13 protein-coding genes are annotated in these 14,498 nt (G+C 58.6%); 5 read left to right on the forward strand and 8 right to left on the reverse strand.

What is annotated here, in order from left to right; all coding sequences use genetic code 11:
* Positions 1–39: 39 nt before the first annotated feature.
* Positions 40–1,041: a glutathione S-transferase family protein gene (locus ACI5GA_RS05880; protein ID WP_421422159.1), complete on the forward strand. Its 1,002-nt coding sequence runs from the start codon at positions 40–42 to the stop codon at positions 1,039–1,041.
* Between the two features lie 137 nt (positions 1,042–1,178).
* Here ACI5GA_RS05880 and cysG read toward each other — a convergent pair whose 3' ends face one another.
* The 6 genes from cysG to ACI5GA_RS05910 all read right to left on the reverse strand — a co-directional run bounded on the left by cysG (position 1,179) and on the right by ACI5GA_RS05910 (position 8,749).
* A complete protein-coding gene (cysG, locus tag ACI5GA_RS05885; RefSeq protein ID WP_421422160.1) occupies positions 1,179–2,573 on the reverse strand; it encodes a siroheme synthase CysG in 1,395 nt (464 codons plus the stop codon).
* On the reverse strand, positions 2,574–3,854 hold the full coding sequence (gene serS, locus ACI5GA_RS05890; protein ID WP_404631001.1) for a serine--tRNA ligase: 1,281 nt from the start codon (positions 3,852–3,854) through the stop codon (positions 2,574–2,576). It abuts the gene before it with no gap.
* Positions 3,855–3,897: 43 nt separating this feature from the next.
* Positions 3,898–4,275 (reverse strand): fluoride efflux transporter CrcB, encoded by a 378-nt coding sequence (gene crcB, locus ACI5GA_RS05895; protein WP_404631003.1) that lies wholly within the window; start codon positions 4,273–4,275, stop codon positions 3,898–3,900.
* Positions 4,275–5,597, reverse strand: coding sequence for a replication-associated recombination protein A (locus ACI5GA_RS05900; protein ID WP_404631005.1), 1,323 nt, complete (start codon positions 5,595–5,597; stop codon positions 4,275–4,277). Before ACI5GA_RS05900 ends, crcB begins: the two co-directional genes overlap by 1 nt.
* A 43-nt stretch (positions 5,598–5,640) precedes the next feature.
* Positions 5,641–6,264 (reverse strand): outer membrane lipoprotein chaperone LolA, encoded by a 624-nt coding sequence (gene lolA / locus ACI5GA_RS05905; protein ID WP_404631007.1) that lies wholly within the window; start codon positions 6,262–6,264, stop codon positions 5,641–5,643.
* A gap of 76 nt (positions 6,265–6,340) precedes the next feature.
* Positions 6,341–8,749 carry a DNA translocase FtsK 4TM domain-containing protein gene (locus ACI5GA_RS05910; protein ID WP_421422164.1) on the reverse strand — a complete coding sequence of 803 codons (2,409 nt, stop codon included), beginning with the start codon at positions 8,747–8,749 and terminating at the stop codon, positions 6,341–6,343.
* Between the two features lie 438 nt (positions 8,750–9,187).
* Between ACI5GA_RS05910 and aat the strand changes: the two genes are divergently transcribed.
* The 3 genes from aat to infA all read left to right on the forward strand — a co-directional run bounded on the left by aat (position 9,188) and on the right by infA (position 10,951).
* Positions 9,188–9,877 (forward strand): leucyl/phenylalanyl-tRNA--protein transferase, encoded by a 690-nt coding sequence (aat, locus tag ACI5GA_RS05915; protein ID WP_421422166.1) that lies wholly within the window; start codon positions 9,188–9,190, stop codon positions 9,875–9,877.
* 46 nt (positions 9,878–9,923) lie between these two features.
* The gene (locus ACI5GA_RS05920) at positions 9,924–10,631 is read left to right on the forward strand and encodes an arginyltransferase (RefSeq protein WP_404631013.1); all 708 of its coding nucleotides are present in this window, start codon (positions 9,924–9,926) and stop codon (positions 10,629–10,631) included.
* A 101-nt stretch (positions 10,632–10,732) separates the two neighbouring features.
* A complete protein-coding gene (infA, locus tag ACI5GA_RS05925) occupies positions 10,733–10,951 on the forward strand; it encodes a translation initiation factor IF-1 (protein ID WP_002553999.1) in 219 nt (72 codons plus the stop codon).
* A gap of 144 nt (positions 10,952–11,095) precedes the next feature.
* Here infA and clpA read toward each other — a convergent pair whose 3' ends face one another.
* Complete coding sequence (gene clpA / locus ACI5GA_RS05930) at positions 11,096–13,366, reverse strand: ATP-dependent Clp protease ATP-binding subunit ClpA (RefSeq protein WP_421422168.1); 2,271 nt, start codon at positions 13,364–13,366, stop codon at positions 11,096–11,098.
* Positions 13,367–13,395: 29 nt separating this feature from the next.
* Positions 13,396–13,758 (reverse strand): ATP-dependent Clp protease adapter ClpS, encoded by a 363-nt coding sequence (clpS, locus tag ACI5GA_RS05935; RefSeq protein ID WP_108239270.1) that lies wholly within the window; start codon positions 13,756–13,758, stop codon positions 13,396–13,398.
* 222 nt (positions 13,759–13,980) lie between these two features.
* Here clpS and cspD point away from each other — a divergent pair, with 222 nt between their 5' ends.
* Entirely contained in the window at positions 13,981–14,250 is a 270-nt protein-coding gene (gene cspD / locus ACI5GA_RS05940) for a cold shock domain-containing protein CspD (RefSeq protein WP_404631017.1), read from the forward strand.
* The last annotated feature ends 248 nt before the right edge of the window (positions 14,251–14,498 follow it).

Below are 14,498 nucleotides of genomic sequence, written 5' to 3' on the forward strand. Positions count from 1 at the left end.
TCTCCAACGTACGAACGTACACAGTTATTGGAGTCAGACATGGGCCTTCTCATTGAAGGACGCTGGCACGACCAGTGGTATGAAAGCAGCAAAGACGGGGCGTTTCAGCGCGAACAAGCCAAACGTCGCAACTGGGTCACCGCTGATGGGCGCCCGGGGCCTTCCGGCGAAGGTGGCTTCAAGGCCGAAGCCGGTCGCTATCATCTGTATGTTTCCCTGGCTTGCCCGTGGGCGCATCGCACGCTGATCGTGCGCAAGCTCAAAGGGCTGGAAGGCCTGATCGATGTGTCGGTGGTCAGTTGGCTGATGCGCGAACACGGCTGGACCTTCGACAAACAGACCGGGTCGACGGGCGACGCCCTCGACAGTCACACCTACATGTATCAGCGCTACCTGGCAGACACCGCCGACTACACCGGCCGTGTGACCGTGCCAGTGCTGTGGGACAAGAAGCTCAACCGGATCGTCAGCAACGAGTCATCGGAAATCATCCGCATGTTCAACTCGGCGTTCAACGACTTGACCGGCAACACGCTGGACCTCTATCCCGAGGCACTGCGCCCCGAAATCAATCGGCTGAACGACCGCATTTACCCTGCCGTGAACAACGGCGTGTATCGCGCAGGTTTTGCGACGTCGCAAGGCGCGTACGAAGAGGCGTTCGATGAGGTGTTTGCCGAGTTGGACGTTCTGGAAAAGCTGCTGGGCGAGAAGCGCTATCTGGCGGGCGAGTACCTGACCGAAGCCGACGTACGCCTGTTCACCACGCTGATTCGCTTCGATGCGGTGTATCACGGCCACTTCAAATGCAACCTGCGCCGGATCGCCGACTACTCGAACCTGAGCAACTGGCTGCGAGAGCTGTATCAGCTACCAGGTGTGGCCGACACGGTCGACTTCCAGCACATCAAGCACCACTACTACGCCAGCCACGCCACCATCAACCCGACGGGCGTGGTGCCGAAAGGGCCGGAGCAGGATTTCAGTGGCGCGCATGACCGTGGGCGGTTGAGCGGGCAAGGGATTTTGCAGAACGGTTGAGGACGACACGAATTATTGTGGGAGCCGGCTTGCTGGCGAAACCGGTAATTCAGTCACTGTGATGGTGGCTGATACACCGCTTTCGCCAGCAAGCCGGCTCCCACAGGTATTGCTCCTGGCTTAAGGGTATGCTGGGGTCAAACGGTCCCCTGAGCCCCTTCAAACCACTTCAGCTTGTCCCGCAACGTCACCACCTCCCCTACGATGACCAGCGTCGGCGCATGCACTTCATGCTCCGCCACCAGTTGCGGCAGGTTGGCCAGGGTGCCGGTGAAGACGCGCTGGTTCGACGTGGTGCCTTGCTGAATCAGTGCGGCTGGCGTGTCGGCAGAACGCCCGTGCTTGACCAGTTCGCTGCAAATGATCGGCAGACCGATCAACCCCATGTAGAAGACTAGAGTCTGCGCAGGCGACACCAGGTCTTTCCACGGCAGATCGCTGGTGCCGTCCTTCAGGTGTCCCGTCACGAAACGCACCGATTGCGCATAGTCGCGATGGGTCAGCGGAATTCCGGCGTACGCCGCACAACCGCTGGCTGCCGTGATACCAGGCACCACCTGAAACGGAATGCCATGAGCCGCCAGCTCTTCGATTTCCTCACCGCCTCGACCAAAGATGAACGGGTCGCCCCCTTTGAGCCTCACCACGCGTTTGCCCTGTTTGGCCAGGTCAACCAACTGCTGATTAATCTGATCCTGAGGCACCGCGTGATCCGCGCGCTTCTTTCCGACATAAATACGGTCGGCATCACGGCGGCACAGTTCGAGAATCGCAGGAGCGACCAGACGGTCATACAGCACGACATCTGCTTGCTGCATCAGTCGCAAGGCACGGAAAGTCAGCAGGTCCGGATCACCCGGCCCCGCGCCGACGAGGTAAACCTCGCCTGACGCAACTGGCGGTTCGCCGTCGAGCTTGGCCTGCAACAGGCGTTCGGCTTCAGCCCCCTGCCCGGCCAATTGGCGATCAGCGATAGGCCCCTGAAACACGTCCTCCCAAAATGCCCGGCGTTGCTGAACATTCGGAAACAGCTTCTTCACCTGGTGGCGAAACCTCGCCGCCAGACCGGCCAGATGGCCATAAGTCGGCGGAATCCAGCTTTCCATCCTGGCGCGGATCAGTCGCGCCAGCACCGGCGCATCGCCGCCGCTGGACACCGCGATCACCAACGGCGAACGGTCGACGATGGCCGGAAAGATCACGCTGCACAGCGCAGGCGCGTCCACCACATTGACCGGCACCCCACGCGCACGGGCATCGCTGGACACCTGTGCATTGAGGGATTCGTCGTCCGTGGCCGCGATGATCAGCACGCAACCGTTCAGATCGGCTTCGTTGTAGCCACGCAGAATCTGTTCGCCACCGCTGCTGTCGATCAGCTCGCGCAGCTCCGTTCCGATCTCGGGTGCAACCACCCGCAGGATCGCCCCGGCATCGGCCAGCAGGCGAGACTTGCGCAAGGCAATCTCGCCGCCGCCCACCACCAGCACACGGGCACCCCGAAGGTTGTGGAACAGTGGCAGAAATTCCATTTAGCCGATGACCTCGATACCGCCCATCCACGGCTTCAGGACTTCCGGCACGCGAATCGAACCGTCGGCCTGCTGGTAGTTCTCCAGCACGGCGACCAGGGTACGACCCACCGCCAGGCCCGAGCCATTGAGGGTGTGAACCAGCTCAGGCTTGCCGGTTTCCGGGTTACGCCAGCGGGCTTGCATGCGGCGGGCCTGGAAATCACCACAGTTGGAGCACGAGGAAATCTCGCGGTATTTGTCCTGGCTCGGAATCCACACTTCCAGGTCATACGTCTTCACGGCGCTGAAACCCATGTCGCCAGTGCACAGGGCCAGTACGCGATACGGCAGTTCCAGCAGTTGCAGGATGCGCTCGGCGTTGCTGGTCAGGCTTTCCAGGGCTTCCATGGATTTTTCCGGCTCGACGATCTGCACCATCTCGACCTTGTCGAACTGGTGCTGACGGATCATGCCGCGCGTGTCACGACCCGACGCACCCGCCTCGCTGCGAAAGCATGGGGTGTGGGCCACAAACTTCAGTGGCAGTTGCTTGGCGTCGACGATTTCACCGGCCACGATGTTGGTCAGCGACACTTCAGCGGTTGGGATCAAGTACAGATCCGCTTCGCCTTCGCGACCGATCTTGAACAGATCCTCTTCGAACTTCGGCAACTGACCCGTGCCTTGCAGCGCAGGGGCTTGAACCAGGTATGGGGTGTAAGCCTCTTCGTAACCGTGTTCATTGATGTGGGTGGTGATCATGAACTGCGCCAGTGCGCGGTGCAGGCGGGCAATCGGGCCACGCAGCAGGGCGAAACGGGCGCCGGACAGCTTGGCGGCGGTTTCGAAATCCAGCCAGCCGAACTTCTCGCCCAGTGCGACGTGATCTTTAACCTCAAAATCGAAGGCCGTCGGGGTGCCCCATTTGCGCACTTCGACGTTCTCTTCTTCGTCAGCACCGACCGGCACGGATTCGTGCGGCAGGTTCGGCATGCTCAGCAGCATGGCGTCGAGTTCGGACTGAATGCCGTCCAGCTCCTTCTTGCCATTGGTCAGCTCTTCAGCCATGCGATCGATGTCGGCCATCAGCGGCGCGATGTCTTCACCGCGCTGCTTGGCCTGGCCGATGGATTTGGAACGGGCGTTACGCTCGGCCTGAAGCTGCTCAGTGCGGGTCTGCACAGTCTTGCGCTGGTTTTCCAACGCTTCGATGCGGGCCACGTCCAGTGTGAAGCCACGGGAAGCCAGGCGATCCGCTACGTCCTGAAGCTGGGTACGTAACAGTTTGGAATCGAGCATATCGGTCTCTCGTTTTAGGTATTCGGGGCTATGAAAATAGAAACTATAAAATTCGGGTCAGCGACAGGCCTGCCCAGGTCGCGAGCAGGCCGCCGAGGACGCTGATCAGGGCATAGCCAATGGCCAAGGGCGCCTGACCGCTTTCCAGCAGACGTATCGTGTCCAGCGAGAAGGACGAAAACGTCGTCAATCCGCCTAAAAAACCCACCATCAGGCCAGCACGCAGCTCGATCGGCACGTCCGGGCGAATCAGGAACAGCCCGTACAGAAAGCCGATGAGCAGGCAGCCCACCAGGTTGACGGCCAGCGTCGCGGTGTAGAAATGCCGCGGCCAGTTCGCAGCCACAACGTTGGCGGTGGCGAAGCGCAATAATGTACCAGCCACGCCCCCTGCGGACACAGCAAGAATCAACTGAATCACTACTTTCTCCGCTGACGAGGACTGGCGCGATCAAGGGCGGCCAGGTGTTTGAGTTTTTCGCCGATCTTCAGCTCAAGGCCACGGGGCACCGGCTGGTAATACTGGCGGGGTTCCAACTCTTGCGGGAAGTAGTCTTCACCGGCCGCATAAGCCTCCGGCTCATCGTGAGCATAGCGATACTCTTCGCCATAACCCAGTTGCTTCATCAGTTTGGTCGGCGCGTTGCGCAGGTGCAGCGGCACTTCCAGCGAACCGAACTCGGTCGCTTCGCGCATGGCCATCTTGAAGCCCATGTACACGGCGTTGCTTTTCGGTGCGCAGGCCAGATAGACGATGGCCTGGGCCACCGCCAACTCGCCTTCCGGACTACCGAGGCGCTCCTGCACGTCCCACGCCGACATGCACAACGGCAGCGCGCGTGGGTCGGCGTTGCCGATGTCCTCGCTGGCCATGCGCACCACGCGACGCGCCAGATACAACGGATCGCAGCCGCCGTCGATCATCCGCGCAAACCAGTACAGCGCAGCGTCGGGGTTCGAGCCACGAATGGATTTGTGCAAGGCGGATATCTGGTCGTAGAACGCCTCGCCGCCCTTGTCGAAACGGCGGCGGCTGTCGCCCAGCAGGCTTTGCAACAACTCAGGGTCAATTTCACTGTCGTCTTCGGCAAGATCCGCCGCATTTTCCAGCAGATTGAGCATGCGGCGGCCATCGCCGTCGGCGGCGGCCAGCAACGTCTTGAACGCCTCGTCACCCACACTCAAGTGGCGTTTACCCAATCCTCGCTCCTCGGTGAGCGCGCGATCAACCAACTGGCGCAACGCCGCTTCATCCAAGCTCTTGAGCACATACACCCGCGCCCTTGAGAGCAACGCATTGTTCAGCTCAAACGACGGATTTTCGGTGGTCGCGCCGATGAAAATCAGCGTGCCGTCTTCAACATAGGGCAGAAACGCGTCCTGCTGAGACTTGTTGAAGCGATGAACTTCGTCAACGAACAGAATGGTCCGACGGCCATATTGCCCGGCCTGCTGCTTGGCAACCTCGACCGCCTGACGAATCTCTTTGACCCCTGCCAGCACCGCAGAAACGGTCTCGAAGTGCGCATCAGAGACTTTCGCCAGCAAACGCGCCAGCGTGGTCTTACCCACGCCGGGCGGCCCCCAGAAAATCATCGAATGTAGCGCACCCTGCTCCAGCGCTTCACGCAATGGCTTGCCGTGGGCGAGCAGGTGCTGTTGACCGACGTACTCGTCCAGGTTGGTCGCCCGTAGACGCGCGGCCAGAGGCTGGGCAATCGGTTCGCTGCTGAACAGGTCCATCAATAACGCTCTTACCTTGTGTTCCTAAGGACGCTGCAGGCGCTTATTCCTGAATGACGTCAGCGCCCTTCGGAATCTGGAACTGGAATTTACTCGCTGGCACCGGCTCGTTGGCCTTAACACCGGTGAACAGGATGTTGGTGCGCTGGCCGACGCTGTCGATCAACTGCATGTCGTTGATCACACCGTTGCGGAACGACAGTCGCATGTTATCGAACAGCGTGTCCTTGGATTTGGGCTTGAGCGTGAAATCAATCACCCCGCCTGCTTCCTTGGCGGTGATGTCGAAGCTTTCGCTAATTTTTGAAACATCACCGGAAAGCAGCAGCGCAGGAGTTTGCGTCAGACGCTGATCAAGCTTCTTGATCGTCGCCTGCTCCAGATCCGGGTCCCACAGGGTGACCTTTTGGCCATCGGAGACCATGGTTTGCTCCTGCGGCGCATCGGTGTGCCAGTAGAACAGCCCCGGACGTTGTAGCGTCATGTCACCTTCGGTCTGTTGCATCTGGGTGCCACTACCGTCGAGGGAAATCTGCGAGAAACGACCGCTCAGGGTCTTTGAGTTTTCCAACAGTTGGGTCAGGCGCGCCACGTCCTTGCTGTCGGCGTGGGCCGGAAGAGCGGAAAAAGCCAGTGCAGATACCAACAACATGCGGATAAGACGCATGGGAGTCCTCTTTGGGGTCGATTAAGACGGACGGCGCCCTCGGGCGCCATCCAGTCATGTGTCATGAATGGAAGTGTCAATCACGCATGGGGGCTGGCGCAATCACTTCCCGCGAGCCGTTGGTGTTCATGGCGGTCACGACGCCGGCCATTTCCATGGCTTCGATCATGCGCGCGGCGCGGTTGTAGCCGATTTTCAGCTTGCGCTGCACGGCGGAGATCGAGGCACGACGGCTTTCCAGCACGAAATTCACCGCTTCGTCGTACAGCGCATCGGTTTCGGCGTCATCGCCGTCCCCGCCACCACCGCCGCCACCTTCGAAGCCACTGCCCGCCTCTTCGACGCCATTGAGAATGTCGTCGTTGTATTGCGGCGTTCCACGCAGTTTCCAGGCTTCGACCACGCGATGCACTTCGTCGTCGGAGACGAACGCGCCGTGCACACGGATCGGCAGGCTGGTACCGGGCGGCATGTAGAGCATGTCACCGTGCCCCAGCAACTGCTCGGCGCCGCCCTGATCGATGATGGTCCGCGAGTCGATCTTGCTCGACACCTGGAACGCCATTCGAGTCGGAATGTTGGCCTTGATCAGACCGGTGATCACGTCAACCGACGGGCGCTGGGTCGCGAGAATCAGGTGGATACCGGCAGCACGCGCCTTCTGGGCGATACGCGCGATCAGCTCTTCGACCTTCTTGCCAACGATCATCATCATGTCGGCGAATTCGTCGACCACCACGACGATGGTCGGCAGCTTGGTCAGCAGCGGCGCTTCGTCGTGGATGCTTTCGCGGTGATACAGCGGGTCCGGAATCGGGGTACCGGCGTCTTCCGCTTCCTTGATCTTGTGGTTGAAACCCGACAGGTTACGCACCCCCATCTTGGCCATCAGCTTGTAGCGGCGTTCCATTTCTGCCACCGACCAACGCAGGGCGTTGGCAGCGTCTTTCATGTCGGTCACGACAGGACACAGCAAATGAGGAATGCCTTCGTAGATCGACAGTTCGAGCATTTTCGGGTCGATCATGATCAGCTTGGCGTCATCCGGCCCCGACTTGAACAGGATCGAGAGGATCATCGCGTTCACACCCACCGACTTACCGGAACCGGTGGTACCGGCCACCAGCAAATGTGGCATCTTGGCCAGGTCGGTGATGATCGGCTTGCCGCCGATGTCATGACCCAAAGCCAGGGTGACCGGGGATTTGAAGTTGTCGTACTCCGGGGTCGACAGCACTTCGGAGAAGCGCACAATCTGACGGTCTTCGTTCGGAATCTCGATACCGACGGTGGTCTTGCCCGGAATCACCTCGACCACGCGGACGCTGGTCACGGCCAGAGAACGGGCCAGGTCTTTGGCCAGGTTGGCGATGCGACTGACTTTGACGCCCGCCGCTGGCTGAATTTCATAACGAGTAATGACCGGGCCAGGGTGAATCGAATCCACCGAAACCTCGACGCCGAATTCCTTGAGCTTGATTTCCAGTAGATGGCCGACCGCGGCCAGGGACTCGGGCGAATAGTTGAGCTGCTTCTTTTCTGCCGGGTCGAGGATGGAGATCGGCGGAAGCGTGCCTTCCACGGCGCTGTCGACGAACAATGGCACCTGCTTCTCTTTCTGCACACGCTTGCTGGGTTCCGGCGGGCGGGTTTGAACAGGGGCGATGACGGCAGGAACGTGCTTCTCTCGAGCGCTCATGTGCTCGGTCAGCGCCTGCTCGCGCTCGATGATGCGCTCCTTGGCCTTGACCTGTTCGCGGCGATCCGGCACGACCGGCGCCACGACCTCGTCGACACGCAGGTCGACTTCACGCAATTGGGCGACCATCCGTTTGCGTTCGTTGCGCTCGGCCCACCAGCGGTTGATCGCGCCCTGGAACAGCTCGAACAGGTCGAGGGTGATCTTGCCCGTGGTGTCCATCACCTTGAACCACGACAGGTCGGTGAAGATGGTCAGCCCGAACAGAAACAGGGCAATGAACAGCAAGGTGCTGCCCTGCACGTTCAGCGCACGCTTGGCCAGATCGCCCAGTACCTCGCCCAGCACACCGCCTGCGGAACCCGGCAACCCGGACATGGAATGGAAATGCAGGTGCGCCAGCGCCGCACCGGCCAGTACCAGAAACACCAGACCGATCATGCGCCAGGAAAACAGCCAGCCGCTCCATTGCCACGGTTCGTGCCGCTGGCGGAAGACTTGGTACGCCTTCACGCCCAGCAGCATCGGGAAGATGTAGGCGAAGTAGCCTAGAACCATGAACAGAATGTCGGCGGCGAACGCTCCGGCACGACCGGCAGCGTTCTGCACCTGCACGGAACTGCTGGTGTGGCTCCAGCCTGGATCGGTCTGATCGTAGGTCAACAGGGCCATCATCAGGTACAGGCACAAAAAGCCGAATGCGATCAGCGCACCTTCCTTGAGTCGGTAGTGCAAATGCTGCCGCCAGAGCGGAACGGGGCTGGGTGCTGCGGTGGATTTCTTCAAAACGCTTCAATTCCTGCGCGTTGGCGCGAACATCTAAGGGTTGACTATATACGACTGCATTGACGAAATAGCGCAAACCGGTCCCTGACATGATGGCGTTTAATACACGCTCGACAGGTGATTTGAAATGAGGTTAAACGACATCGGGCATTGTACGGAATTGCACGCTGCACGCCACGATAGTCTGGCGTGGACCTTGCCGATCTTCAAGCGCCGATGACAATGGCTGATTTGAGCATGCATTTTCTTTGCTGACAAAGGCTTATGACGTGTTTTTACCCCGTAACAGAACTGTCGAATGGCCATGACTCCCGTGAACGGAACGAACTTGCCTGTCTTTACACAATCCAGCGCCGGTCAACCGCGTGTGACCGCAATCACGCGCCGTAGTTGCACACTTGGGCGCACTCCCCTCCCCTCTCGCCAAGCTGGAATCCCATGCTGACCTGGTTACAACGCGACACACTCGAATTTCCGCCCCTGGAAAAAGCGCTGCGCGAGCCCAACGGTTTGCTGGCGGGCGGCGGCGACCTGTCGGCAGACAGATTGATTCAGGCCTATCGTCACGGCTGTTTTCCTTGGTATCAGCAAGGGCAACCGATTCTATGGTGGTCGCCGGATCCGCGCACGGTCCTATTCCCCGATGAACTGCACGTCTCCCGAAGCTTGCGCAAACTCCTGCGCCAACAACGCTATCGGGTGACCTTCGATGAGGATTTTCCTGCCGTGATTCGCGCCTGTGCCGAGCCTCGCGCCTACGCTGACGGGACCTGGATCACCGGCTCGATGCAGGCTGCTTATATAGAACTGCACGCCCGAGGCTACGCCCACAGCGTTGAAGTCTGGGATAAGGATGAACTGGTTGGCGGGCTTTACGGCCTGGCGATGGGGCAACTGTTTTTCGGTGAATCGATGTTCAGCCGGGCAGACAACGCGTCCAAGGCAGGTTTTGCCACCCTGGTAGAACATTTGAAGCAATGGGGCTTCGTGATGATCGACTGCCAGATGCCGACTCAACACTTGCAAAGTCTGGGCGCGCGCTCGATTTCTCGAAATACCTTTGCCCACTACCTGAAAAAACATCTGGATCTGACAAACTCCGCCGACTGGTTACCTAGGCGAGTTTGAGTCGGCTGGCATACACTCTTAGCTAACGTTTTCTCGAGGGTTGATCATGACCGAGCTGGCGCGGCTTAAGTTTTATGCCACTCAACCCCACTCCTGCAGCTACCTGCCCGAGGAACAGGCCACCACGCTGTTTCTCGATCCCAGCCAGCCCATGGATGTGCAGGTCTACGCCGACCTTTCCGACATGGGGTTCCGTCGCAGTGGCGATCATCTCTATCGCCCGCACTGCCAGAATTGCAGCGCCTGTGTGCCCGCGCGCATTCCGGTCGGCCTGTTCGTGCCTGACCGCCAACAGAAACGCATCTTCAAACGCAACGCCGACATCGAAGTCACCAGCGCCAAGCCGCATTTCAGCGAAGAATACTTCGACCTCTATCAGCGCTACATCGAGCAACGTCATGCCGATGGCGACATGTACCCGCCCAGCCGTGAACAGTTTTCCACCTTTCTGGTCCGTGACCTGCCCTTTGCCCGTTTTTACGAATTCCGGGCCGAAGGCCGACTGCTCGCCGTCGCCGTGACTGATTTGCTGCCCAACGGTCTGTCGGCGGTGTACACCTTTTATGAGCCATCCGAAGAACGCCGTAGCCTGGGACGCTACGCGATCCTCTGGCAAATCGCCGAAGCAGCACGTCTGCAACTGCATGCGGTTTACCTGGGTTACTGGATCAAAAACTGCAAAAAGATGAACTACAAGACCCAATATCGACCCATTGAGCTGCTGACCAATCAAAGATGGGTCACTCTTTACTGAATCCCTTGGCGTGAACCCCACTTTTCGGGCACAATGCAGCCCGCTTTTGCTCGGCTGCCGTTTGCACCGGGCCATTCATTGGATACCGAGGGCTTTACTGCATGTCGAAAGAAGACAGCTTCGAAATGGAAGGCACTGTCGTCGACACCCTGCCCAACACCATGTTCCGTGTGGAGTTGGAAAATGGGCACGTCGTTACCGCGCACATCTCCGGCAAGATGCGCAAGAACTACATTCGCATTCTGACCGGCGACAAGGTCCGCGTTGAATTGACGCCGTATGACCTGAGCAAAGGGCGCATCACCTACCGCGCTCGCTAACAGGCTACGACAGAAACGCCCGGCATATGCCGGGCGTTTTTGTTTGTCCACAATTGTAAGCAGCTACGCATGGTAGGAGGGTACGGGTTCGCAATACAGCAAAAAGGCGCCATCGGCGCCTTTTTGTTGTGTTGCATCGAAACGTCAGGCCATTTCCGCCGTGGTTTCGTACTCGAACGTGATCTCGCCGTCCTTGAAATCGATGTGCACCACACCGCCGTGCTCGGACAACTCGCCAAAGAGGATTTCCTCGGCCAGTGGACGCTTGATCTTGTCCTGGATAAGACGCGCCATCGGGCGGGCGCCCATTGCCGCATCGTAACCACCCTCGGCCAGATAACTTCTTGCCGCGTCGGACACATCGAGCTGAACCCGCTTGTCTTCCAGCTGCGCCTGAAGTTCGGTGAGGAACTTGTCCACCACACTTTTGATGACCTCGTGACTGAGGCGACCAAATTGAATGATGGTGTCCAGACGGTTGCGGAACTCTGGCGTAAAGCTCTTCTTGATGACTTCCATCGCATCGGACGAGTGGTCCTGATGGGTGAAGCCGATCGAAGCACGCGCCGCCGTTTCGGCACCGGCATTGGTGGTCATGATGATGATCACGTTGCGGAAGTCCGCCTTGCGACCGTTGTTATCGGTCAGCGTACCGTGGTCCATCACCTGCAGCAGCAGGTTGAAGACTTCCGGATGCGCCTTTTCAATCTCATCGAGCAACAGCACGCAGTGCGGCTGCTTGGTGATGGCTTCGGTCAACAGACCGCCCTGATCGAACCCGACATACCCCGGAGGCGCACCGATCAGACGCGAAACGGTGTGACGCTCCATGTACTCGGACATGTCGAAACGCACCAGCTCGATTCCCAGCGCCTTGGCCAACTGACGCGCAGCCTCAGTTTTACCGACACCGGTCGGACCTGCGAACAGGAACGAACCGACAGGCTTGTCAGGCGACTTCAGACCGGCACGGGACAACTTGATCGCCGTGGACAGCGAATCGATGGCCGCATCCTGACCGAACACGGTCAACTTGAGGTCGCGCTCCAGATTGCGCAGCAATTCCTTGTCGGAACTGTTGACGTGTTTTGGTGGAATCCGCGCGATCTTCGCCACGATGTCTTCGACCTGAGCAACATCAATGCGCTTGACGCGCAAGTCGGCCGGTTGCAGACGCTGGAAGGCGCCCGCCTCGTCAATCACGTCAATCGCCTTGTCCGGCATATGGCGATCATTGATATAGCGCGACGCCAACTCAGCAGCGGCACGCAAGGCTTCATCGCTGTATTCGATGTTGTGATGCTGCTCGAAACGGCCTTTCAAGCCACGCAGAATACCGATGGTGTCTTCGACCGAAGGCTCGGTGACGTCGACTTTCTGGAAACGACGCGCCAGCGCACGGTCTTTTTCGAAGATGCCACGGAACTCTTGGAACGTGGTCGAGCCGATGCAGCGGATATCTCCCGACGACAGCAACGGTTTGAGCAGGTTAGAGGCGTCCATCACCCCGCCCGACGCAGCACCGGCACCAATGATGGTGTGGATCTCGTCGATGAACAGGATGGCGTGAGGGCGTTTTTTCAACTCTCCGAGCAACGCCTTGAAGCGCTTCTCGAAATCGCCACGGTATTTGGTCCCGGCCAGCAAGGCGCCCAGATCCAGCGAGTAGACGACACTATTGGCCAGCAGGTCTGGCACCTGATTATCGACGATGCGTTTGGCAAGCCCTTCGGCGATGGCGGTTTTACCGACACCGGCCTCACCGACCAGCAACGGGTTGTTCTTGCGGCGACGCGCGAGAATCTGAGCGACACGCTCGACTTCCAGCTCACGACCGACCAGAGGATCGATGCGGCCCTGACGAGCCAGTTCATTCAGGTTGCTGGCATAGGCATCCAGAGGATTGCCCGAAGAAGAAGACTCGCCGCCCTCATCATCCTGCATATCTTGCTCACCTTCAGAGTGATCGCCATGCCCCGGCACCTTGGAAATACCATGGGCGATATAGTTGACGACATCGATGCGGGCCACGCTCTGCTGTTTCAACAGAAATACGGCCTGACTTTCCTGCTCACTGAAAATCGCCACCAGCACGTTGGCGCCCGTGACTTCACGCTTGCCGGAGCTCTGTACATGAAACACGGCACGCTGCAATACGCGCTGGAAGCCCAGGGTCGGCTGGGTCTCGCGATCCTCATCATGCACGGGGATCAGCGGCGTGGTGGAGTCAATGAACTCCTGAAGGTCGTGTTTGAGTTTGTCGAGGTTTGCGCCGCAGGCACGCAGAACAGTGGCGGCAGCCTCATTGTCCAATAGGGCCAGCAGAAGGTGCTCGACGGTCATGAACTCATGACGTTTGGAGCGAGCCTCCTTGAAAGCCAAATTGAGGGTGACTTCGAGCTCACGGTTTAACATAGCTTCACCTCATACCCAAGTGTCCGGCGTTAACCGTCCTTCTCGATCTCACAGAGTAGCGGATGCTGGCTTTCCCTGGCGTATTGGTTGACCTGCATTGCCTTGGTCTCGGCGATGTCGCGGGTAAACAATCCGCACACTGCCCGTCCCTCTGTATGGACGGCCAGCATGACCTTGGTCGCCAGCTCACGATTCAGGTTGAAAAACACCTCCAGCACTTCAACAACGAAATCCATCGGGGTGTAGTCATCGTTGAACAAAACCACCTTGTACATCGGTGGCACCTGCAATATCGGCTTGGCTTCCTGTACCGCGATGCCCGCCGCCTCGTCATCGTGAGGCTGCGAGTCATCCTGATTGAATGTTAGTCGAATCTTGCTCATTGCATGCATGGTAAAGAAGGTTCGTTGGGGACGAAATTAAATAGATTGGTCATGATCATGCACGTTATCGATTGGACCGTCGCATGACCTTGACTAACGGCTAAACGGTGTTACAAACAATAGAACCCACATTGGGTAAAAAGGGTCCGCGCAGTCAACCAAAATTTTTTAGGTCCGGCGGATGAGAGGTGATGATACTCCCATCGGAGTCCTTTGCAGAGGGATGTGACTATGCTAAGCGGTAAGGTCAAGTGGTTTAACAACGCCAAGGGGTATGGCTTCATCGTTGAAGACGGCAAGTCCGAGGACCTGTTCGCTCATTACTCGGCGATCGAAATGGACGGATACAAAACGCTCAAGGCGGGCCAGCCGGTTCAATTCGAAATCATCCAGGGTCCCAAAGGCATGCACGCGGTGAAAATCAGCGGACAGCCTGCGGCCACTAAAGAGCACGCTCATCAGCAACACCCGCAGCACGAACACAGCAAAGATCACGCCTGAGCCGGACCGTTCAAGCGCGAGACCTGAAAGCCGGTCAAGTCCATCCGGGACTGACCGGTTTTTTTTGCCCTACACGCTCATTCCCTTCTTTTTATCAGCGTATTTCCCGCAGGCTCGCAAAGACACTCATCTGGCTCGCACCTGAGCACAGAGACGAAAGAATGCTCCTTTAGTCGAAAATCGACTTGCGGTTCGACAGCCCTTCACTACGCTTGAACGACTGCGACAGTCTGCCGCAGGCCCCGTAA

Origin of the sequence: Pseudomonas sp. Pseu.R1 (assembly GCF_045764065.1) — a bacterium.
Lineage (GTDB): Bacteria > Pseudomonadota > Gammaproteobacteria > Pseudomonadales > Pseudomonadaceae > Aquipseudomonas.